At 34.9% G+C, this 23,053-nt stretch carries 18 protein-coding genes and 1 tRNA gene; 5 read left to right on the top strand and 14 right to left on the bottom strand.

All coding sequences use genetic code 11. The features are described from left to right. Position 1: 1 nt before the first annotated feature. On the top strand, positions 2-625 hold the full coding sequence (locus KXJ69_RS08680) for a hypothetical protein (RefSeq protein ID WP_219052680.1): 624 nt from the start codon (positions 2-4) through the stop codon (positions 623-625). 123 nt (positions 626-748) lie between these two features. On the opposite strand, the gene KXJ69_RS08675 is transcribed toward KXJ69_RS08680, so the two are convergent. From KXJ69_RS08675 to KXJ69_RS08655, 5 genes are all read right to left on the bottom strand, one after another. Then, positions 749-833 (bottom strand) — tRNA-Ser (locus tag KXJ69_RS08675). A gap of 188 nt (positions 834-1,021) precedes the next feature. After that, entirely contained in the window at positions 1,022-1,402 is a 381-nt protein-coding gene (locus tag KXJ69_RS08670) for a response regulator (RefSeq protein ID WP_219052679.1), read from the bottom strand. 28 nt (positions 1,403-1,430) lie between these two features. Then, positions 1,431-3,563, bottom strand: a complete 2,133-nt coding sequence (locus KXJ69_RS08665) for a sensor histidine kinase (RefSeq protein WP_219052677.1) — start codon at positions 3,561-3,563, stop codon at positions 1,431-1,433. A gap of 29 nt (positions 3,564-3,592) precedes the next feature. Continuing rightward, positions 3,593-5,284, bottom strand: a complete 1,692-nt coding sequence (locus tag KXJ69_RS13710; protein WP_255571294.1) for a PAS domain-containing protein — start codon at positions 5,282-5,284, stop codon at positions 3,593-3,595. A 166-nt stretch (positions 5,285-5,450) separates the two neighbouring features. Then, entirely contained in the window at positions 5,451-7,031 is a 1,581-nt protein-coding gene (locus KXJ69_RS08655) for a sigma-54-dependent transcriptional regulator (protein ID WP_219052675.1), read from the bottom strand. Between the two features lie 318 nt (positions 7,032-7,349). Between KXJ69_RS08655 and KXJ69_RS08650 the strand changes: the two genes are divergently transcribed. Next, positions 7,350-7,985, top strand: a complete 636-nt coding sequence (locus KXJ69_RS08650; RefSeq protein ID WP_219052673.1) for an NAD(P)H-dependent oxidoreductase — start codon at positions 7,350-7,352, stop codon at positions 7,983-7,985. Positions 7,986-8,032: 47 nt separating this feature from the next. Here KXJ69_RS08650 and KXJ69_RS08645 read toward each other — a convergent pair whose 3' ends face one another. The 4 genes from KXJ69_RS08645 to KXJ69_RS08630 are packed head-to-tail and all read right to left on the bottom strand — an operon-like array spanning position 8,033 to position 13,238. Next, a complete protein-coding gene (locus KXJ69_RS08645; RefSeq protein WP_219052671.1) occupies positions 8,033-8,614 on the bottom strand; it encodes a superoxide dismutase family protein in 582 nt (193 codons plus the stop codon). A 21-nt stretch (positions 8,615-8,635) separates the two neighbouring features. After that, a complete protein-coding gene (locus KXJ69_RS08640; protein ID WP_255571312.1) occupies positions 8,636-9,283 on the bottom strand; it encodes a DUF2490 domain-containing protein in 648 nt (215 codons plus the stop codon). Positions 9,284-9,329: 46 nt separating this feature from the next. Continuing rightward, the gene (locus KXJ69_RS08635; RefSeq protein ID WP_219052667.1) at positions 9,330-10,022 is read right to left on the bottom strand and encodes a DUF2490 domain-containing protein; all 693 of its coding nucleotides are present in this window, start codon (positions 10,020-10,022) and stop codon (positions 9,330-9,332) included. Between the two features lie 9 nt (positions 10,023-10,031). Next, a complete protein-coding gene (locus KXJ69_RS08630) occupies positions 10,032-13,238 on the bottom strand; it encodes a WD40/YVTN/BNR-like repeat-containing protein (protein ID WP_219052665.1) in 3,207 nt (1,068 codons plus the stop codon). 137 nt (positions 13,239-13,375) lie between these two features. On the opposite strand from KXJ69_RS08630, the gene KXJ69_RS08625 reads away from it, so the two are divergent. The 3 genes from KXJ69_RS08625 (at position 13,376) to KXJ69_RS08615 (ending at position 16,634) form a co-directional block, all read left to right on the top strand. Beyond that, positions 13,376-14,515, top strand: coding sequence for a vWA domain-containing protein (locus KXJ69_RS08625; protein ID WP_219052663.1), 1,140 nt, complete (start codon positions 13,376-13,378; stop codon positions 14,513-14,515). A gap of 2 nt (positions 14,516-14,517) precedes the next feature. Continuing rightward, the gene (locus KXJ69_RS08620; RefSeq protein ID WP_219052661.1) at positions 14,518-15,981 is read left to right on the top strand and encodes a magnesium chelatase; all 1,464 of its coding nucleotides are present in this window, start codon (positions 14,518-14,520) and stop codon (positions 15,979-15,981) included. Between the two features lie 176 nt (positions 15,982-16,157). Continuing rightward, on the top strand, positions 16,158-16,634 hold the full coding sequence (locus tag KXJ69_RS08615) for an Hsp20/alpha crystallin family protein (RefSeq protein ID WP_219052659.1): 477 nt from the start codon (positions 16,158-16,160) through the stop codon (positions 16,632-16,634). Between the two features lie 61 nt (positions 16,635-16,695). Here the strand turns inward: KXJ69_RS08615 and KXJ69_RS08610 are convergent, their stop codons facing one another. From KXJ69_RS08610 to KXJ69_RS08590, 5 genes are all read right to left on the bottom strand, one after another. Then, positions 16,696-17,457: a sulfite exporter TauE/SafE family protein gene (locus tag KXJ69_RS08610; protein ID WP_219052657.1), complete on the bottom strand. Its 762-nt coding sequence runs from the start codon at positions 17,455-17,457 to the stop codon at positions 16,696-16,698. A gap of 45 nt (positions 17,458-17,502) precedes the next feature. Next, the gene (locus tag KXJ69_RS08605) at positions 17,503-17,880 is read right to left on the bottom strand and encodes a LysM peptidoglycan-binding domain-containing protein (RefSeq protein WP_219052655.1); all 378 of its coding nucleotides are present in this window, start codon (positions 17,878-17,880) and stop codon (positions 17,503-17,505) included. 117 nt (positions 17,881-17,997) lie between these two features. Continuing rightward, complete coding sequence (locus tag KXJ69_RS08600; protein WP_219052653.1) at positions 17,998-19,059, bottom strand: proline iminopeptidase-family hydrolase; 1,062 nt, start codon at positions 19,057-19,059, stop codon at positions 17,998-18,000. Between the two features lie 64 nt (positions 19,060-19,123). Beyond that, positions 19,124-19,555, bottom strand: coding sequence for a DUF3291 domain-containing protein (locus KXJ69_RS08595; RefSeq protein ID WP_219052651.1), 432 nt, complete (start codon positions 19,553-19,555; stop codon positions 19,124-19,126). Between the two features lie 166 nt (positions 19,556-19,721). Next, entirely contained in the window at positions 19,722-23,018 is a 3,297-nt protein-coding gene (locus tag KXJ69_RS08590; protein WP_219052649.1) for an amidohydrolase family protein, read from the bottom strand. Positions 23,019-23,053: the final 35 nt, after the last annotated feature.

The raw sequence follows: 23,053 nt of genomic DNA, 5'->3' as shown, positions 1-23,053 counted from the left end.
TATGAAAAAATCACAAATTATATTCGCGATGGTTTTTTGTTCAACAATACACTCTATTTCTCAAGTGGGGATTGGCACAAACAACCCACAGGCTACATTAGAGGTGGCTGGTACAGTGCGAATTACTAATTTATCGGTAGGGGATACAAATGAAATTACCTTAGCTGGGCAAACTACTACAAGAACATTAAACAAGACAGCACTGGGAGCTAATTTGATAATTACCGATAATAGTTTAAACACGGCTCCAGTATCTGGAACAGTGGGTGACTTTAATCTTGGCCCATTACAGGGAGGCACTATTCAAAATCTAGACTTAGGATTGGCTCCTGGAGCATATAATTCTAGAGCTACATTTATTAGAGTATATGGTTATATGTTAGGAACCAACATTTCGGGCATAACAGATGGAGTAGATGGGAGGCATGTTGCTTTATATTTTTCTGAAACTTCTGGAATTTCCATATTGGAAGATAGTCTATTGGCACAACCAAAGAATAGAATTAAAACAGCTGCGACCTCACAATTGTCTATAAGCGGTGAAGGATTTATAGATCTTGTATATGATGCAGATGCCGGACCTGATGGACTTGGAAGATGGATTGTAATTAAATTTCGTGGTTAATCCAATTTATTAACTAGTAAATTGACCTAATTTAGTATATCCTAGTATTCTTATTATTTAATTTGTGACAATCCAAAAAAAAAGCTCAATTTCTATTTAGAAATTGAGCTTTTAGATACTTTGCGGAGAAAGAGGGATTCGAACCCCCGGAGGTGTGACCCTCAACAGTTTTCAAGACTGCCGCATTCGACCACTCTGCCATTTCTCCTTGAGTGCCTCATCAAGCTATTTGCTTGAATGCGGGTGCAAATATAATACCTTTTTTAACTCTTTGAAATCTTTTGATTAATAATTTCTTTTATAGATTTTGCATCGATATTACATTATTTAAAGAAACTTTCCATTGTAATTATTCTACTAGGGATCTCTAAGGTATTGAAAGTTAAATATATACTTTCACTTTTTATTTTTATTTCGATGTATTGAAACCATTTTGGAAATAAAAGTATCAGGATTAATAGGTTTCTCAATATAACCATCTGCTCCAGCTTCTAAAGATTTTTCTCTATCACCTCCCATTGCATAGGAAGTAACCGTTATAATGGTGGTATTTTTTGGGATACCATTATGTCTTAATTTAACACATATTTCATACCCATCCATATCGGGTAATTGAATGTCTATTAAAATAATTTCTGGCTTATGATCGTGAGCCATTTGAAATCCTTCAACCCCACTATATGCCTTTAAAACATGATATCCGTTTTTTTCAAGAAGATATGAAAGCATATACATGTTATGCTCGTTATCCTCAATAATTAAAATATTCGTTTTCATTGGTTTTGGGATTTATAGGATTGATTTTTTATAACTCTAATGGCAAGCAAAAGGTAAAAGTACTTCCTTTTCCTAATTCACTTTCTACTTTGATTGTTCCTCCTAATTTTTCAATTAAATTCTTACTAATAGCTAGTCCTAATCCTGTACCTTCATGGCTTCGGGCAAGACCCCCATTGAGTTGAATGAATGGTACAAATAGTTTAACTAAATTTTCTTTACTTATCCCAATCCCTTCATCAATCACTTGCGTGCAAAGCATAGAATCAACTAAATTTACTTTAATAAAAATAGTTCCCTTTTCAGAAAATTTAATGGCGTTGGAAATAAGGTTTAATAAGACTTGTTCTACTCTTCTTTTATCACTTTTAAGAATAACTTTTTCATTATGTAGGTCTGTTTTTATTACAAGCTTTTTACTTATAGCCTGAGGGGAAAGAAAATCAATGATATCGGTAAGAGATTCTACAAAATCGAATTCTTGAAATGAAACCGTTAATTCTCCTGCTTCAATTTTCGAGATATCTAAAATGTCGTTTATTAAGCCCAGTAAATGTTGGCCACTATTTTTTACCATAGCCAACTGTTTCGCTTGTTCTTGGTTTAGAGGACCTGCATATTCTTTCAATAGTAGACTTGTAAATCCTATAATTGAATTCATAGGGGTTCTCAACTCATGCGACATGGTTGCCAAGAAAGCGGATTTCATTAAATCTGCCGATTGCGCTTTAACCTTTTCCTTTTCAAGTTCAATGGATTGTAAATTCATATCTTCTAATAGGTTTAATAAAGCCTCTTTACTTTCACTTAGTTCATCGGTTCTTAAACTTACTAATTTCTCTAAATCTCTTTTAAAATGTAATAATTCTTTTTCATTTTTAACTCTTTCAGAGACGTCAATCGCTATTCCAATATGTCCAAGAAGGTTATTATTACTATCCACAAGTTTGGTTGCTTTAGCTGAAAGCCACGTTATTTTTCCATTTTTATTGAGGAATCGAAATTCAGATTGAAATTCACTGTTATTTGAAACAGCCTCTTGCCATTCGTCCATAACTCTATCTTTATCATCTGGATATATGGCATTAGTCCAACCATACCTTAGCGCTTCATTAAATTCCATTCCCGAATATTTCATCCACTCTTCATTTACATAGGTACATTCACCTTCTTCATTTGTATTAAAAATAGCTACTGGTGCATATGAGGTAAGGGTTCTATATAGAAGTTCACTTTTTTCTATTTGTTTTCTAGTGGTTTCATGGATTGTATTTAATTCATATTCTTGTTCTTCTAATTTGGTATTTATTAAATTATTTATTCGTTCAGATTGCCCAGTAAAATACCAAGCAGACCAACTGAGCATAATAGCCATTAAAAAACCAATTATTGCAAACCAAATCGCGGTATTTATGTTTTTTTGTAGTGGAATTACGTATAATTTCCATTCTCCAAAAGTGAGTTCTATGGGTACTGCATAGGATTTATAAGAAGACATATCATTTTCTAAGAAAAATTCTTCTTCACCCGTTTCAAAATTGACTCTTGAAAGTTGATACAAGAAATCATTTTCCTCAGAGGTGTTAATATTTAAATCATTTAAAAAAGTTGAAAGTTTCGTAATAACAGCTGAAAAACCCTCGAATTTGCCATTGATATAAATAGGATATCTACTAATTATTCCTACACCCCCTTGTTTAAGTCGAACAGGACCTGCAATAAAAAAGTCTTTTCTTTCAATTGTTTCAAGAGCACCACTACTGGCTGTAGTACTTGTAAAAATATTATAACCAATAACTTCATTTCCTTTTAATGGATACACATGTGTAATAAAGCCCTCTCCATCTACTAATTGTACTGCATCAAAGTAACTATGTCCTTTTAATAATTCCCTTGCAATGGTATCAAAATCATCAGGTATTCCATTTCTTTCTATTATGTAACCAAGAGTTCTGGTAGAAGAATAACTATACATTACTATTGCTTGTAATTTCTCCTTAATTATATTTACTTGATTGTTTATTTCTTTTTTTTGCTCGTTTTCATTAATTAGGAACTTCTGATAAGCAATATATTGTGAAGTGAAAAGCAGTATTATAAACGTTGAAAACCCAACAATTAAAGGATTCTTAAATAAAAGGTGCGATAGACTATGTTTCATGCTTCATTGAAATTGAATGGTATGTTCATTTATGAATTTGGTCGATTACCTTTGTTTTGCTCCATTTCTTTTATTATAGATTTAAGCTCCTTCATTCTTAATTCTCTTCCTACAAATAAATTATTCATCCGTTGTAGTTCTTCATTTTTTAAACTTACCTCTTCGGTTCTTAGCTTTACTAATTCTTCAAGGTTATTTTTATGTTTTTCCAACTCATCTTCAACTTTTTTTCGATCTGTAATATCTCTAATAATTCCAATTAAAAATGTCGTGTTAGTTTCATCAATAAACCGAGTTTTTTTGGTAGAAATGATACGTCTATCACTACCCTCTATAGTTAGGGTCTCTTCATTAACATTTTCAATACCAGTTTCTAGAACTTGTTTGTCGATTCTTAAAAAGGTTTCTCTTTCATCCTCTGATACATTTTCGGCTAGTGTCTTTCCTATGATATCTTTCCTTGATAGGTTAAAAATTTTACAAAAAGCATCGTTTACGAGTAGCAATTTACTTTGGTCATCTTTCACAAATATGGGATCTCCAATATTATTGATGATATTGTTTAAATAATTTTCACTCTTTAATAAAGCAGCTTCTGTTTGTTTCTGTTCTGTGATATCCGAAAAATAAATAATTAAACCATCTGTGGTAGGATAAATTCTATTTTCAAACCATTTTTTAAATGGTTCATAATACTCCTCAATAACAATTGTTTGCCTTGTTTTAAAAGCTTCCTGGTACGCTTTATAAAAAGGGAGTCCAACTACTTCAGGAAATTCAGTCCAAACATGTTTACCAATCAAATCTTCGGGTTTTCGTCCCAATAATTCCCCTGCTTTATTATTTAAAAATGAAAAACACCAATTTGTATCTAGTGAGACAAATCCATCAGAAATATTATTTAAAGTAGTCTCAAGTTGTGAGGTGAGTTTTTCTTCAACTTGTTTTTTTTCAATTTGCAGATCTTGTAGCTTCTTTTTATAAGTAAGAATAGATAAAACATCCCTATTTTGATTGGCAATAAAGGCTGAAATTTCTTTATCAACATCAATATATCTTAAGTATATATAGAGGATAGCAGAAAATATAAATGCCGAAACAGTTTTCCCTATTGTGTGACCAACTATAGAATTTAGTAGCTCTGAGGAGTTATACCTAAGGATTATGTTAAAGGCTAATGAATCGAATAATAAAACTGTAAATAAAGATATAAAGAGAACGATAAAGAAATTTAATTTCTTGATTTTCGAAATTAAAAATTGATAAATAATTCCTAGGAGAATAAAATCTACAAGAAGTATAAGAGTTCCAGTTAAAAAATATTTATAATTTATTAGGAATGCAGAAACAGCATTTTGATCTTGGTTGTTTCCAATGATAAGTTCTTGTTGGTATGTCATTCCAAATATAGCAGAGAGAATAAAATTAGAAATTATAATTCCCAAAATAAGCATGCGAGCACTAATAACACCCTCCTTAATATAAATTAATAAAACAGCAAATAAAACTGCAGAGAATAGGATGACAGAACCTGGGTAAATTGTAAATCTATCAAAGACCTCAACTTGTATCATAGTCTTTGAAAGGGCTTGTACATATTGAACAGTTCCTAAAAGAATGTACAATGGAGCTAAGCCAATTTTCTTTCTTAACCTAAATAAGATGAGGATACTCGTTGAGATTAGTAAGAATTCTAGAAATATGTTGGTATAAATGTTCATTGGAAACTCCCTTTTTTGGCATTACAAGTTATACAAATAGAATGATCCTTTTAAACTAGATTCATTGTAAGTCTCACATCTTAGAAAGCCTTGCTATTATTCATCGTAAAAAAATAGGATGATCAACTGTTTACTTTTTCGCATCCTAAAATATATTGCAGTTGTCCTATCTTTTACGAGGCTTTTTTATGCCAAGTTTGGTCATTTTATCTGTTAATGTACTAGGTTTTAAATCTAAAACTTCTGCGGCTCCTTTAGGGCCACTTATTTTCCAGTCACATTGCACTAGAACTTGTAAAATATGATTTCGCTGCACCATATCTAAGGTCAAATTATCTTTTATATTAGCGATAAGTTGTTTTGAAGATTGGATAGTTGATTCAAAGCCGGGAATTTCTAAAGTTTCATTATTTGATAAAATTGAAGCTCTTTCAATTAAATTTTCAAGTTCTCTAATATTCCCTGGCCATTTATAGGCTTTTAGTTTATTCATGGTTTCATCTGGGATAAACTTGATTTTTTTTGAATAGGCCTTATTGAATTTATCAACAAAATGCTCAACTAAAATTGGAATATCCTCAGTTCGATCTCTTAAAGGAGGGATATCAATTGGAAATACATTAAGCCTAAAATACAAGTCTTCTCTAAATCGTTTTTTTGAAATATCTTTTTTTAACTTTCGGTTTGTGGCGGCGATTACTCTCACATCTAATTTCTTAAGGGTTGTGCCTCCCACAACCTCAATTTCTCCTTCTTGTAAAAATCGTAATATTTTTGGCTGCATATCTATAGGTAATTCACCTATTTCATCTAAAAATAAAGTTCCTTCATTTGCTAGTTCAAACTTCCCAATTTTATCATGTATTGCCCCCGTAAATGATCCCTTTTTATGCCCAAAAAATTCACTTTCAATAAGTTCTCTAGGTATGGCAGCGCAATTAACCTTTATTAATGGTTTATTGTTTCTAGAGCTTGCGTTATGCAATGCCCTGGCAATTAACTCTTTGCCCGTACCAGACTCCCCTTGAACCAAAACGGTAGCATCTGTTGGTGCCACTTTTTCAACTTGAGTAAGTACATTGCTAAATGCGGCACTTCCATATACCATCTCCTCATAATTGAATACTAAATCGAGCTCATTTCTTAAATAAACATTTTCTTGTTCCAATTGTTTTCGCAAATGATTTAGTTCTAAATTTGCCTTAGATAGTTTTTCATTGGTGTCAATTAATAAATCTTCGGCTTTTTTGCGCTCTATAATTTCGTTTTCAAGTTCAATATTTTTAAGCTCTAATTTGTTAACTAATCGTTCACTATAAAGCTTTAAAACTTCTTTATCATTAAATTTAATATTTTTTAAAGTGTCCATTTCAAAGTTATCTCCTGCAAAAATTGTTTGTATCTCATGTATCAACTTTTCGTGATCCATAGGTCTTCTTAAAAATTTGGCGCCGCCCAATTTTAATGCAAAATCTTCATCAAGCTTATCAGTGTAAGTGGAGGAGAAAAAGACGAAAGGAATATCTTTAAATTCTTTATTTTTTTTACAAGCTTGGCAAAACATATAACCATCCATAACAGGCATAAGTATATCTGAAATAATCAAGTCTATTTTATGCTCATGAAGCACTTTCAATCCTTGTTCACCATTTTCGGCTTCTAAAACATTAAAGCCTTTTTTCTCAAGTATTACCCTAAGTAGATATAGGTTTTCAAAAACATCATCTACTATTAAAATACTTTTCATATCATGAATGATTTTAGAAAACTAAAATGTAATATTTTTTTATTATTATCCAGCCAATTTGCAATGACATTAATTTAAGAATTTTTTTTGAATGTTTTATAGTATATTCATTTCTATACTAACAATTACTATTTTTCATGAATTTTTATTCATTCATTAGAAAGATAGGTTTACTTACTGCAAAAAAGCTCAACCAAAATTATAAAGAGTTTCAATTTCTAATATTAGTTTTAATTCTATTAGTATAAGAAGATGCTATAAGTAGAAGATACCTAAGTATTTTCTATTACTTAATTTTGCAATAAATTACAAACTTAAATGACTTCAAATAGTATTAAGAAATTACAATGGCGTTATGCTTGCAAAAAATTTGATTCTTCAAAAAAACTTTCGAGGGAGAAACTAGAGATTTTGAAAGAATCCTTCAATTTAACGGCAACTTCCTACGGATTGCAACCTCTTAAAATGGTAGTGATTGAAGATAATAGTCTAAAGAAAAAGTTGGTTCCATTTAGTATGAATCAAAAGCAAGTGGAAGAGGCATCGCATGTTTTGGTACTATGTATTGAAGCAAATATGAAAGCTGAATATATTAAAAACCATTTTAATAGAGTGGAGGCAATTCGGAATACTCCGAGAGCTATTTTAGACCCTTTTGAATCTGACTTAATTACTACTTTTTCAAATAAAACGGAAGATGAAATTGCTGGGTGGATGACAAATCAGGCTTACTTGGCCTTAGGAAATTTACTTACTGTGTGTGCCTTAGAGGAAATTGATGCGTGCCCAATGGAAGGTTTTGATCCAATAAAATATGATAAATTGTTAGGTTTAAAGTCAATGGGTCTTGAATCTGTATTGGTGTTGCCTGTTGGATATCGCGCAGAAGATGACTTTTTCTCAACGTTAAAGAAAGTACGAAGAGGAGTAAACAACGTTATTATTGAAATGTAATTATAAAAAAAGCACCCTTAATGGGTGCTTTTTTACTTTATAATTGCTTATTTAATTATTCCACCACAGCTCACTCTACCACCTGCATTGCCCGTGGGCTGTGTAGTAAAGTCATCGGCACCTTGATGTACGATAATTGCTTTTCCAATGATGTCTTTATTTTCATCCCCGCATCCTAAACACCATTCGTTTGTGGTTAGGGTAATAGTTCCTTGTCCGTTTTCATCGGCTTCAAAATTACCTATATCTCCTTTGTGATATCCTTCTGTAGCTCCCCACTTGCCATGAGATGTAAATGTTGGGTTCCAATGACCACCACTAGAAGTACCATCTGCTGCTGAGCAATCGGCTTTTTCATGAATGTGAATGGCATGTGTTCCAGGAGTTAGACCATAGAAACTTGCTGCTAAGGTTACTTCACCATTTTCTTCAGTAATTAATACTTTTCCTTCTGCAGTAGATCCACTTCTTGGTTCTAGAACAATTCCAAGCTCTTTCATTTCTACTTTTTCTTCAACAACTTCTTTTACTATCTCATCTGTTGTTTCTTGATCTTTCTTTGCTTCATTTTTACAGCTTAAAAAAATAATAGCTATTAAACTAAACAGTGTTATTACTATGGTTTTCATGTTTCTTTGTTTTAAAAGTTATTAATCTTCAGTTTTTGTTAAATCAATATTCCAAATGGCAGCTAATACCATTCGGTTAAAATTTGCATTTTCTGTATGGATGTGGAAGTAACCGGTTCTTACTTCCCAATTATTATTAATAGAAAAGCTTATACCTCCACCAAGCCAATTTTGTGCAAAGTTAGGTTTTTGTAAATTTAAGAATACTTCATCATATACATCAATAGTCCACTTAGAATTTATGGGAATACCTATTTCTAGCATATAACGTATCCAATGATTTACATCATCATCATCATCATTATTAAAAAAACGATGTTCTACCATAAATCGATGCGTTAGATTCATTGGGGATACTATATTTTTAAAAGTTAATACCTCATAAATTCTATGTTCATCGAAATTTGCAGGAAAATCATTTAAATATGAAGGATCGTTTCTAAAATAAGCATATCCTAAACTTCCCGAAAACCCTTTGGCTATTTGATAAGTGCCACCAACTCTAATTTTAAATTGCTGCATTTCACCTGCCAATTCATAAGCGCGTAACTGGATTTGAGCTTGCATACTAAATTTCTCTGCAACCTTGGCGTTAGTTGCAAAAATATACCATGTACCAACAGATTTTGATGCGTTTTCTTGTGCAAAAATGGATAAACAAAAAAACAAAAAGATGGATACAAAGCTATTCTTTAATGTCAAAATAATTTAAATATTAATTTTCAGCACCCTTTTTTCTGAAATCTGTATCAATCCAAAAACCTATTTGAAATCTGTCGTAATTAACCCCAGTAAAATGGTTCTTTAAATAACCTACTTGGGTGCTAACATTTTTAGAAAAATTATAGCCAATGGCTCCATATAATCTATTTTGTCCAAAAATGGGCTCTTGTAAATTTATAAATACTTCATCGTAGGCGGTTAAAAACCATTGTTCGTTAATTGGGTAGGTAACTCTCAATAAATAACGCATTCTGTGTTGGGTATCGTTTCCAGTTAGTGGATTTTTTATAAAACGTTGCTCAACGCGATATCGATGCCCAAATTTGAATTTTCCAACGGAATTATTAAGACTAAACTCTTCATAAATCCTATTTTCTACACTATTTTCTTCCCCTTCCAACTCTACAAAGGTGCCGTCTGTAGCAATATACCCATATCCAATGGTTGCCGTTGCATTTGTAGCGAAATGATAATTTAGCCCAGCACGTAGTAATAATTGGTTAAAATTACTTCCAAATTCGTAAGTACGATATTGTATTTCTGAATGAATACTAAACTTTTCTGAAACTTTATGTTTTGCAAAAAGCATAAACCAAGAACCAAAATTATTTTCTCCTGTTTCTTGACTTTTTACAGTCCAAATAAACATAATTGTAATAAGTGTAAATAGTGTTTTTTTAATCATAATTCATTTTTAATCTATAGTAAATGTTTCGGTTTCTTTGAAGGGTAAAATCTTAATTTGCTCCATTTTTGAAGTAAACCTAATCCAGTCATTATTATAAAAGGCATTGGTAGTTTGCAATGCTTTTTCAAGTTCGTCCTTTGCTTGTTGTATTAATCGTTCCTCTGTGGTCGTGAGCCCGTTAGGACGACTACCACTATACCAATTCGCTACACCAATTCGTTGCATAACACTTATCTCTAGATTACGTGTAATGCCTTGACGCTTGTCTTCTTTACCAATATATAAAGCAACTATGGAATCGAGCTTTTTAATAACTTCGCCGCTTTCCTTAATCTCGTCTTTATATTTTTCTTTATCTTCTTTTTTCAGTTTTTTACTAAAATCTTCTACTTGTATTTTACTTTCATTCAATTGCTTTACTGCATCTGCAGCAATTTGAGTCATTTTCTCGATAGTTTTACTAGCCGAATAACTTTCATTAATTGCCTTTTGGGAAATTGATAACCGAGGGTCACTTTCTACCCTAATCGAGACAGATGAAATTTTATCCATAAACTGAAGCTCAGCTCTATAATTTCCTGGTTTTACTTGTGTTCCGCCAGGTTCATTTTTTCTATCCCGCAAGTTTCTTGAAGGTCTGTCGACCCCAGCCTCATCCATAAACCATCGCCATGAGTAAATACCGGAGCTATCGGGTAGTTTTCTTTTTAGCGTTCTTATTAATCGATCACCATCATAAAGTTTCAGATATAATGAATCTTTACTAGGACCTTCTAGCTTTTCTATATCTTCTTCTTTTTCTTCATTTTCATCTTCCATTATCTCTTTCTCCTTTGGTGCTTCTTTTTTCTGAAAATAATATTTGAAAATGGAGCCATACTCCCTGTTTTCTCCATTATAAATGGCATCCGCTCCAAAACGACTTCCTGTGGGCTGTTGATAGGCAGCTTGATACGCTGTGGGTGGATTGAAAAGTTTAATAGCTTCATTTAAAACGGAAGTGTTTTTTGCAATTTCTCGCAATGGACGAATATCATCCAGAACCCATGCGGCTCTTCCGAAGGTACCAATAACTAAGTCGTGTTCTCTTGGGTGAATTACTAAATCTTTAACCGGTACTGTTGGAAAGCCCTTAGTCCATTTGGTCCAATTCTTTCCAGCATTAATAGAAACATATAACCCGTCATCCGTACCTAAAAACATCAAGTTTTTTTCCACAGGATCTTCAATAATGCTTAATGCATAGCTTTCAGCGTCATTTTCATTTACGATACGTTCCCAAGTTTTTCCATAGTCTTTGGTTCTAAAAGCATAGGGCGCGTAATTAAACCTTCGGTAGTCATTAGCCACTATTAGAGCTTCCCCTTTCATTTTATTGGAAGCTTTAATTTGAACTATCCAACTTCCTTGTGGTAACCCTTTTATATTTTTTGAAACGTCCGTCCAGCTTTGTCCTCCATTGGTAGTGTATTGCACTTTACCATCATCGGTTCCGGCCCAAAGCATATTTCTTTCAAGAGGGGAGGGCTCAATAACGATAATAGTGGTATAATTTTCCGCTCCCGTAGCATCCATCGTTAAACCCCCACTTTCGTGCTGCTTTTGCTTTTCAGGGTCATTAGTAGTTAAATCTGGAGAGATAATTTCCCAAGTCAATCCTTTATCGGTGCTTTTATGTACAAACTGACTTCCAAAATAGAGGGTGCTGTTGTTAAAAGGATCGATATTTATGGCACTATTCCAATTAAAACGAAGCTCTACTTCTGGATCTGGATGGGTTGGGCGGACGGTATAATTATTCCCTGTTTTCCAGTCGTAACGGCTAACATATCCCTGCTGACTCATACTCCATCCGTATTGGCTATCGTCCTTATCGGGGACTACATCAAAGCCATCTCCAAAAGAAATTTCTTGCCAATAATCATTTCTAATCCCTTGAGACTTCCATACATAGGCTGGGCCTCTCCAGCTTCCATTATCTTGCATCCCTCCATAAACATTATAGGGAAATTCATTATCCACAGCGATGTGATAAAACTGAGCTACAGGGAGATTTCCAATAAATCGCCAAGTTTTCCCACCATCCTTGGTTATGTTTAAACCACCATCGTTTCCGTCAATCATGAAGTTTCCATTTGACGGGTGAATCCACCAGGCATGGTGATCAGGATGCACTCCATTATCTACACCATAAGCAGGCATTAACTGTTCAAAGTTTTTTCCTCCATCTTCTGAAACATTTACATAGGTAAATACTGAATAAACCCTATTTTCATTTTGAGAATCAACATATATTTCAGAATAGTAAAATGGGCGATTTCCAATATCGTCTTTGTCGTTTATTTTTTTCCAAGTAAAACCACCATCTTCACTTTTATACAATGCATTTTTCTTGGCTTCAATTAGTGCATATACAATGTTGGGCTTGTTCTTAGCAATGGCAATTCCGATTCTTCCTAATTCCCCTTTGGGTAATCCATCTGCATCGGTTCGTTGCTCCCAAGTTTCACCACCATTGTGTGTAATATAAAGTCCGCTACCTTCACCACCACTTTTAAAGAACCAGGGGTCACGTTTGTGTTCCCACATGGCAACAATCAATTTGTTAGGGTTTGTGGGGTCCATCACCATATCTGCTACACCCGATTTATCATTTGTGTGTAGAATTTTATTCCAAGTTTTTCCGCCATCAGTAGTTTTAAAAACACCTCTTTCGGGATGAATTCCCCAAGGCGATCCAATAGCACCCGCATACACTATATTAGGATTTGTAGGATCAATAATGATTCGGTGAATATGACGAGTTTTTTCCAACCCCATTGATTGCCAAGTGCGACCACCGTCCAAAGATTTATACACTCCGTAGCCACCGTTTAAGCTATTTCGCGGATTCCCTTCACCAGTTCCTACCCATAGTACGGAAGGATTACTTTGCTGAACAGCTACTGCCCCAATAGAAGCTGTGGGTTGGTCATCAAAAATGGGTTCCCATTTAATTCCTCCACCAGTAGTTTTCCAAAGACCACCAGAGGCCGTACCTACGTATATAATATCTGGATTAGAAGTGACCACATCTATGGCTGTAACACGACCAGACATTCCCCCAGGGCCAATATTTCTGGGTTGCATATCTTTTAATAAATCCATGTCTAACTGTTGAGCGGAAAGGGAAGATGCGATACAAAAAAGCATCAAAAGAAAGATTTTTTTCATTTTGAAGGTCCCGAAAGGGAGATTTTTGGTGGTTACTATTTTTTTGGTTTTTAAAGTTACTAAAATATTGATTGCATATTCCTAAAAGCTTGTTAAGGCTGCTATTTTTTACTTTATAAAATAGTATTTTTTAAAGTATGAAAAAGAAAAATAGGCTTTCGGGGTTTGTTTTTACAAAACACATTCCCAAGGAGCAATCTCCTTTTGAGCGTTTATTTGAAGTCTTTCAAGAACTTATTACCTATACGTCGGGTGATTTTGATGAAGCGATTGAGTGGCTTCGACAGTTGGATGAAGAATATAAACTTACCACAAAAGATTACTCCATCGACGATTTTATTGAAGATTTAAAAACCAAAGGTTACATCCGCGAAGAGATTAGACCCAATGGACAGGGGAGTGGTGATAGCGATAGTAATTTAAAAATGTCTGAAAAACTAGAACGTTCCCTCCGGAAAAGAGCTCTAGAACAAATTTTCGGGAAGTTAAAACGGAGCACAGGGGGTAATCATAAAACAAAATATACGGGACAGGGCGATGAGCATGCTGGGGAGTTCCGAAGCTATCAATTTGGGGATGCCTTGGAGCAAATTTCAATGACTGAGAGTTTAAAGAACGCTCAAATTAATCACGGTTTTGATGATTTCCTATTAACCGAAAATGATTTGGTAGTAGAGGAAACCATGTATAAAGCCCAGATGAGTACGGTATTAATGATAGATATTAGCCATAGTATGATTCTTTATGGTGAAGACCGTATCACACCAGCCAAAAAGGTAGCGATGGCACTTTCCGAATTAATTACCACTCGCTATCCTAAAGACACTTTGGATATTTTGGTATTTGGAAACGATGCTTGGCCTATAGATATTAAAGATTTACCTTATTTAAATGTAGGGCCTTACCATACCAATACAGTGGCAGGTTTGCAGTTAGCCATGGATATGCTGCGTCGAAAGCGAAATACTAACAAACAAATTTTTATGATTACCGACGGGAAACCTAGTTGCATTCAATTACCCGATGGTCGCTATTATAAAAATAGTGTGGGATTGGATGAGCATATAGTAAATAAATGCTATATGATGGCGCGTCAAGCACGAAAACTACATATTCCCATTACTACATTTATGATTGCAGAGGATCCTTATTTGATGCAATTTGTGGATCATTTTACTGCGGCAAATATGGGAAAAGCCTTTTATACAGGATTGAAGGGATTGGGCGAAATGATTTTTACAGATTACGAACAAAATAGAAGAAAAAGAATACGATAACTATGAATATTGAAAACATAAAAACCTTCGGGGAATTAAAAAAAACTGGCTATCAATCCAAAGGGATTAAAGAAGAACTTCGCCAAAATTTGCTGCAAAAGATTATAAAAAAAGAAACCACCTTTGAAGGCATTCATGGCTATGAGTTTTCAGTGATTCCAGAATTAGAACGTGCCATTCTTTCTAAGCATAACATTAATTTATTAGGATTACGAGGACAAGCTAAAACACGTTTAGCCCGGCAAATGATTTCCTTTTTGGATGAATACATTCCTGTAGTGTCTGGTAGTGAAATAAATGACGATCCATTTCATCCAATCTCTCGATTTGCCAAGACGTTGTTGCACGAATTAGGTGATGAAACTCCCGTTTCTTGGTTACATAGAGAGGACCGATTTGCAGAAAAATTAGCCACTCCAGATGTTACTGTAGCCGATTTAATTGGGGATGTCGACCCCATAAAAGCTGCAAATTTAAAGTTGACATATGCAGACGATAGAGTGATTCATTTTGGGATGATCCCTAGAGCAAACCGATGTATTTTTGTGATTAACGAACTTCCCGATTTGCAAGCACGTATTCAAGTGGCACTTTTTAATATTTTGCAAGAAGGGGATGTGCAAATAAGAGGATTTAAATTACGATTGCCATTGGATATTCAGTTTGTATTTACAGCCAATCCAGAAGATTACACCAATCGTGGAAGTATCGTAACTCCACTAAAAGACAGGATAGGTTCTCAAATATTAACGCATTACCCTGAGGATATTCAAACAGCCAGAACCATCACAGAACAAGAAACAGCAAAGGCCATTGCAGAAAAAGAGAATGTGTATGTTCCCAATTTGGCAAAAGATATTTTAGAACAGATCAGTTTTGAAGCACGTGAAAGTGAATTTATCGATGCTAAAAGTGGTGTGAGTGCACGACTAAGCATCACCGCTTTCGAAAATTTATTAAGTACTGCAGAGCGTAGAGTCTTGCAAAATGGGGATATTGAAACCACGGTTCGACTAGGAGATTTTATGGGAATTATCCCTGCCATTACGGGTAAAGTAGAATTGGTGTATGAAGGAGAGCAGGAGGGCGCTTCGCAGGTGGCACAATTGCTCATCGCAAGTGCTATTAAAAAACAGTTTTTGGGATATTTCCCGAAAATTGAAAAGTTAAAAAAAGATACTGATATAGACCCTTACGACGAACTGGTGAGTTGGTTTTTTGAACAAAGTGGATTTGAGTTACTAGATGCCATGACAGATAGCGAATACAAAGAAAAATTGGATAGTATAAGTCCCTTAGAAAGCTTACTTCAAAATCATGTTCCAGATATAGCTGAAGAGGATCGCTATTTCTTTAAAGAATTTGTATTGTGGGCACTTTCAGAATATAAAAAATTGAGTCGTCATCATCTGGGTGACGGACTTCATTTTCGAGATGTCTACGGGGGTTATATTAGTGGCCTATAATGACAGAACTGAAAATTTTTCAGTGACATTTTTTCATTTTTAGCTCTAAAATGCAAAGAAAATATTAAAGAAATTTTAAAACTTCAAGTAGCTGTCTCAAACTTCTACTTTGGAATATATTTTGTTTATTTATTGTTGAAATTATAAACTAATTGTTGAACTAAAATTTTTAAATTATGAGTAATCTAATTAAAAGTGAAAGAAATGGAAGTTTGGCAAACACTGGATTAACAGGTACATTTCCTACTTGGTCCTCTTGGATCGATGAAATGTTTAGCAATGATTTGCCAAGCGTATTTAAATCGAATTTTAATACAGGCTTAAGTCTTCCAAAAGTGAATATTTTAGAAACTGCGGAAGATTTTACAGTAGAATTAGCTGCACCTGGAATGAAAAAAGAAGATTTCAATATTGAAATTGACAATCAAGTACTATCTATTTCTTCTGAAATGGAGCTTAAAAATGAAACCGAAAAGGAACATTATACACGACGAGAATTTGAATATTCTTCATTTAAACGCAGTTTCACACTACCAGAGTCTGTAGATAGTGAAAAAGTAAAAGCGAAGTATCAAGACGGTATTTTAAGCTTAGTGCTTCCAAAGAAAGAAGAAGCAAAGAAAAAACCAGCTAAGATTATAAAAATTAGCTAAGTTTCTAAATGTGTAATTTTTTATGGGTCGCTTCCTTACAATTTTAAGGAAGCGATTTTTTTTATACCATCTCTGCAACAGCTTTTATAAGGATTACAAATCCACTAAGTACCATAATGGCAATCACCCATCTTCTAAAGGAAAGTTTGCTCATCTTTTTTAGAATTCTCTTTCCGAAGTAATTACCTAAGGAGGCTCCTAATCCTAAGACAATTCCATAAATCCAAAGTTCTTTGCTCAATAATCCAAAAAAAGTATAACCACTTACTTGAGAAAGGCCTAAAAAGAAAGATTGGGCTGCTTTTGTGGCAACCAATTCTTCTTTATCAATGCCTACATTCATTAAAAAGGGATTAAGAATGGGGCCCATGCCTCCTGTAAAGGTTCCTATAATTGAAATAATAAACCCTAACGGAATAAAATACCAAAGATGAACCGTAAAAGAACGTTCCTTCTTTCCGAAGCGATACTGTAAAAAGGTACTAATTAAGAATAACCCAACAACTATTTGGATCCAATAAATTTTTGCTTCAGAAAAAAACCAAGCTGCTATGAGTGCTCCAATCATAGCAGAGGGTACAAAATACCAAAATACCTTCCAGTTAATGTATTTCCAGAAAAGGGCAATCCGTGCGGGTCTGCTAATAAAAGCACCTAAATTGATAACGGGTGCTGTTTGTGAAGTACCTATAAGAAAGTTAAGAATAGGAATTTGCATCATAGCACCACCACCACCGCTTATGGTAGATAGTGTAAATGTGGCTGCTCCAAGAACGAACAAGCCAATAAGTAACCAAATTGATATTTCGGTAAAAAATTCCATAAAAAAATCCCGCTCGCGGCGGGATTAAAATTACAAGATAATTTCTTATAAATGAGGAATAACTAACTCTTGCCCTGGATGGATTACATCAGGGTTTGAAAGTAAGTTTCGGTTTGCATCAAAAATAGCATTGTATTTCATGGCATTTCCGTAGTAGTGCTTAGCAATTTTACTTAAAGACTCTCCGCTAGCAACCGTATGTCTAGCATACACAGACTCATCTGCTACTTTAATATCGGCCATAATATCATTTGGGTTTTCACCTCCAACTTTTTTAATCTCATCCCAAAGTAAGTTTTTGTGGTATGGAGTTGCTGCAGTTCCCCACACTTTTAATTTTCCTCCTTCTTCTTTAACGTCGCCATCTTGGATGTTTAATTTCTCACCTAAATCGAGAACGCTTTGGTATTTTGCTTTAATCATTGTTTTGTAAATTTAAATTTCGACTTAAAGTTACAATTTTTCGTTTAGGAACCCAATACTAGTGAGTAACTTTACTTAAAATTAATATGGTTTTCGATAAACTGAAATATTAATCGGCTATTTCTCTTTTGGAAAAGCTCCTGTATCTACATCTTTTATAAATGAAACAAGCCCAGGAAAGAAATGCTCTTTGTCATCGTATTGCGACAAATGACTACCGTTTGGGCAATGTAAATACCTTCCATTTTGAACTTCATTGGCAAGCCATTCCATTTGTTTAGGGTCCATCGTATCGTATTGTGCACCAATAGAAAGAGTAGGTACAGTGATCGTATTCAACTTATCTTTTACATCCCAGTTTTTTAAAGTAGCATCGCCTTTTACTCCAAATTCACTTGGACCTTGCATGGTAACGTATACATCGGGATTTAGATGTGAAAATCCTCTGTTAAGAGAATTAGGCCATTTTTCTGGAGGTAATCTTATCACGTGTTTTGGATAATAATGCTGTACAATTAAATCTAAATATTCTTGATTCCCGTAATCTTCGGCTGCCTCGTATTGCATAATTTTATCGAGTACCTCTTTGGGTAATTGTGGCGCTAGTACTTCTTCATTGTATTTCATATAATCTGGAATGGAAGGCACCATGTTAGAAATGATTAAGCCTTTCAGGTTGTCTTGATATTTTAAAGCGTATTCCAGGGCAAGAATGCCACCCCAAGATTGCCCAAATAGGTAAAAATTATCATTAGTTAAATCAAGGGCTTTTCTCACTTGTTCAACTTCTTCCACAAATCGTGCGGTATCCCATAAACTCAAATCTTCAGGTTGATCGCTATAATAACTCCCTAATTGGTCGTAGTAATAATATTCAATTCCTTCCTGCGGAAAAAAGCCGTCAAAACTTTCGTAAATCTCATGGGTCATCCCTGGACCTCCATGTAATAATAATACTTTAATGGCGGGGTTGTTTCCAATCCGTTTTGTCCAAACATTGAAGGTTCCTTTTGGGGTTTCAATGGGAATCATTTTAATTCCGCCAGTGGCTTGATCATCTCGTCCTTCAAAGGACCAATAGGTGTTTTCTGGACATTTTTTTTCTGAAGATTTTTCAGCATGATTTTCACATGAAATACCTATAAATACTGTAAACAAAATTGCAAATACCTTTTTCATAAGGAATTGGTTTTTATAATTGAATAAGTGAATTTACAAAAAATGAGGTAGCTAACCTCTCATTTTAAAACTTGCTTTTAAATGTGAAAGCATATTCACTTTCACCGTATTTTTGAAGGTATTCTAGACGTTCTTTGCCTTCAGCAAGCATAGGGATATGTCCTTCTTCAATATACCAAAGGACCATATGCATACCTTTTAATTTTGAAAACCATTCTTTTTTTCGCTTAAAGATTTCAACATGATCGGTACTATATACATAGTTAAAAAGGCTTTCTCGATCTTTCCAAACACTCATATTGGTTAACATTGCTGGGTCGTCAAAGACTTGAATAGAGTAGGCATTCTCCCCTTGATCATCGGTAAGTCTCCAAATAAATCCAGGACTTTTTTCGGCAAGGGCATTGATTCGGTTTGTATTATTTACAAAGTCTGCCATAATAGGACTATCCATGGGAGCAATGGCGTGTGCTATGTTTAGTTGTGCTAGATACATTTTCAAAAATAAAACGGCACCCTTTTTAAGCTTATTAACCAGCTGACAAAAACATTAAAGTTTTGGTCTGGGGAGACGGCTGGTCACTTAAATACAGGTGCCTTTTTTTAATGGTTATCAAATATAGTACAAACTATGTAATTTGTAAATGATAATTGCTCAAAAATTAATTATGCCCATTATGGCAACTGCAACCTCCATCCATAAACCCTTGGGTGTCTTCATGCCAAGGAAATGCTTGATTGTATTTTTCGTTTTCCCAATAAAATGGAGCTCTCTTTTTTGGATGATTTCCAATTTCATCCATAGTATTCGCATCGTACAATCGTCCATTTGCCATGACCATTTCAATAGTTTGCGTATTCTCAATATCTTCTAGAGGATTTTCTGAAAGAATTACCAAATCGGCAATTTTCCCCTTTTTAAGTGAGCCTATGTCGTTCCCAGCCCCAATATAATTTGCGGCATTAATGGTAGCTGCTTGTAATGCTTCTAAAGGTGTTAATCCTCCTTGAGCAAGCATCCACGTTTCCCAATGAGCACCCAAACCTTGTAGTTGTCCGTGGGCTCCCATATTCACTTTTACCCCAGCATCACTCAATGCTTTCGTGGTATTAGATACTAAAATATGGCCATTATCATATTCTTCATTAGGTACCATGGTTCTATGGCGGGAACGGCTATCTATAATTGCTCTTGGAGTAAATTTTAGAAGTTTTTCATTTTCCCAAACGTTATCTCTTTGATAAAAATAATACTCCCCATTTAATCCACCATAATTAACAATAAGGGTAGGGGTATACCCTGTTCCACTTTTTCCCCAAATTTCCAAAACATCTTTATAGACGGGTGCCACCGGAATATTATGCTCCACACCTGTATGACCATCTATTACCATGGTAATGTTGTGATAAAATGTAGAGCCACCTTCAGGAACCACATTTATGCCTAATTCTCTTGCAGCTTTTAGAACTTGTTGTCGTTGTTCGCGACGTGGTTGATTATAGCTCTTTACACTCTTGGCACCAAAGGCTTTGGTACGGCGAATACTACTTCGAGCATCTTCCAGATTGTTTACCAAGGCCTTAATATCTGCATCGGCTCCATAAAGTATGAATCCCGTAGAGTATAGGCGAGGTCCAACTAATTGACCATTTTTTTGTAATTCTGAAAGCGTAAACACAGTTTCGGTATTGGCTGAAGGATCATGTGCGGTAGTAACGCCAAAAGCCAAATTAGCCATAAACTGCCAATTTTGCTGAACGGTTAACCCACCTCTAAAAGCACCAATGTGCGCGTGTGCATCCACCAATCCTGGAATAATGGTTTTTCCTTTTAAATCATATACTTTGGCATCTGTAGGAATGGTAATCTTTGAAGTTTCTCCCACACTTTCAATTCGATTTTGATTTACTACCAGGGTTCCGTTTTCGATAACCGTAGCGCCTTCCAGCGTAATAATCCTTGCATTGGTAAACGCAATTTTTCCTGAAGGTTTATCGACGGGAGCCGTCAATCCTATTTTAATTCCTTGGGATTGCATTTCGGGAACTTCCTTGGGAGAGTTGGGTAAAAATGTAAATCGATCTTTTATATCATTGCTAAAATATTCATCTCCCAACGTCCAATTCACTTTTTTACTATCTGCAGACCAATGCAAGCTGGTACCGGCATCTTTCGTTAATTGGGAAATGGGAGCAAAACTGGATTTATTATCTATGTCTATCGATTGACCATTCATAATTAATGGGGCGATGTACACTTTGTGTAGATGTATAAACGCAATCCAATTATTATCTGGGCTTGGTACTAAACGGTTTGCGTATTTTGAAGAAATGTGTTCTTTTTCATCATTTCCGTTGAGGTTTACACTAATTAATTTTTTGGTCAATGCCCCAAAATAGCTACCTCCCGTTTGTAAAAATATTCGCTTTCCATCCTTACTGAATAAAGGAAATTCCCCATTTTCTGTTATCTTTTTTTCATTCCCACCATTGGTATTCATGGTATATATTCCGGCTTCTTTGGTAAACGACCGACCTTGGTCAAGGTTTCCATTTTCTTTCTGAAAAACAATTGTAGAACCATTTGGCGCATAAGAAGGGGTTCTATAAATACCTTTATTAGAAGATAGTTTCACTGGAGTTCCCCCTTGTAATGAAATTTTCATGATAGCACCCTTTTCTAAATCGTTCCAAGTAACATATACAATGTCATTTCCATTAGGTGAAAAAGAAGGCTCAAACTCAAAATCTGAAGAGGCCGTTAATCGCTGCGGTGTTCCATTGGGTAATTCCTTTTTCCAAAGATGTCCTAACGCTTGGAAAACTAGTGTCTTTCCATTGGGAGAAGTGACCGCTTGACGAATCATTTTAGGAGTAAACAAACTGTCTTCAATAGGAGTGTTAAAATGCACCGTTTCTGCTAAATCTATCGTTACATCGGCTTCAAATTGGATGTTGGTAATAGCCAATGTATTGATGTTTATCTTCAGAATTTTTCCACCACTCCAAAAGACTAATTCGGTATTATTAGGCATCCAATCGAAGTTAGGATAGACGCCAAATATGGCCCAAGCTTCTTGCTGATCTTTGTTTAAACTGTCATAAATAGGCCATTCTTCACCCGTTTCGAGGTTGTGAATGTATAAAACACTTTTGGTACGAACACGTTTTACAAAGGCGAGCATTTTTCCGTCGGGTGAGACAGCAGGTCGCGCTGCTCCACCAGGTCCCCCGGTAATAGTTTCGGTTTTACCGTCTTCAAAACTGTAACGTTGAATGGCATAAATTTGCTTATTTGGGTCTTTGTTATACTGAAAGTAACCTCCCGGATAAACATCCTCACTGTAATACAGATATTTGCCATCTGCCGAAACAAAGGGTTCGTTCACATCTTGCTGGTCATTTTTGCGTTTGGTCAATTGAAGTCCGCTTCCGCCTGTAATATGGTATTGCCACATTTCGCCAGCGCCCAAGCTCCTACCAGAGGTAAAGTGTTTTCTAGCAATTAGGAAGTTTCCATCGGGAGTCCAGACTGCATTATTGAGGAGTCTAAAATCTTCTTTGGTAACTTGTTTTGCATCGCTTCCGTCCACATTCATTACCCAAATATTATCACCACCGCCTGCATCACTCGTAAACGAAATTTTAGTGCCATCAGGGCTAAAACGTGGTTGAATTTCAAAAGGTATTCCTGTTCTAATAGCCTTTGCTTTTCCGCCCGTTATTGGCATTGTATAGATATCTCCTAATAAATCGAAAGCAATGGTTTGCCCATTGGGACTTACATCTAAGTTCATCCAAGTTCCCTCGTTGGTAGTAAAACTATGTGGCTTGTAGTTAAAGTCGTCACCAGGGTTGGCAACATCCCATTTTTGTGGTTCTTCTTTTTTGTCTTTCTTTTTTTGTGCCTGAATTGTGAGTGTAAAAGACAATGCCAGAAGTGATAATAATATTCTCATTAGGTTGGTTTTTGGATCGTTTTTAAAGATAGTTA

Origin of the sequence: Halomarinibacterium sedimenti (genome assembly GCF_019312585.1) — a bacterium.
Classification (GTDB): Bacteria; Bacteroidota; Bacteroidia; order Flavobacteriales; family Flavobacteriaceae; genus Halomarinibacterium; species Halomarinibacterium sedimenti.
Note: the sequence above shows the minus strand (reverse complement) of the source record. Positions and strands in the feature narration are given on the sequence as shown.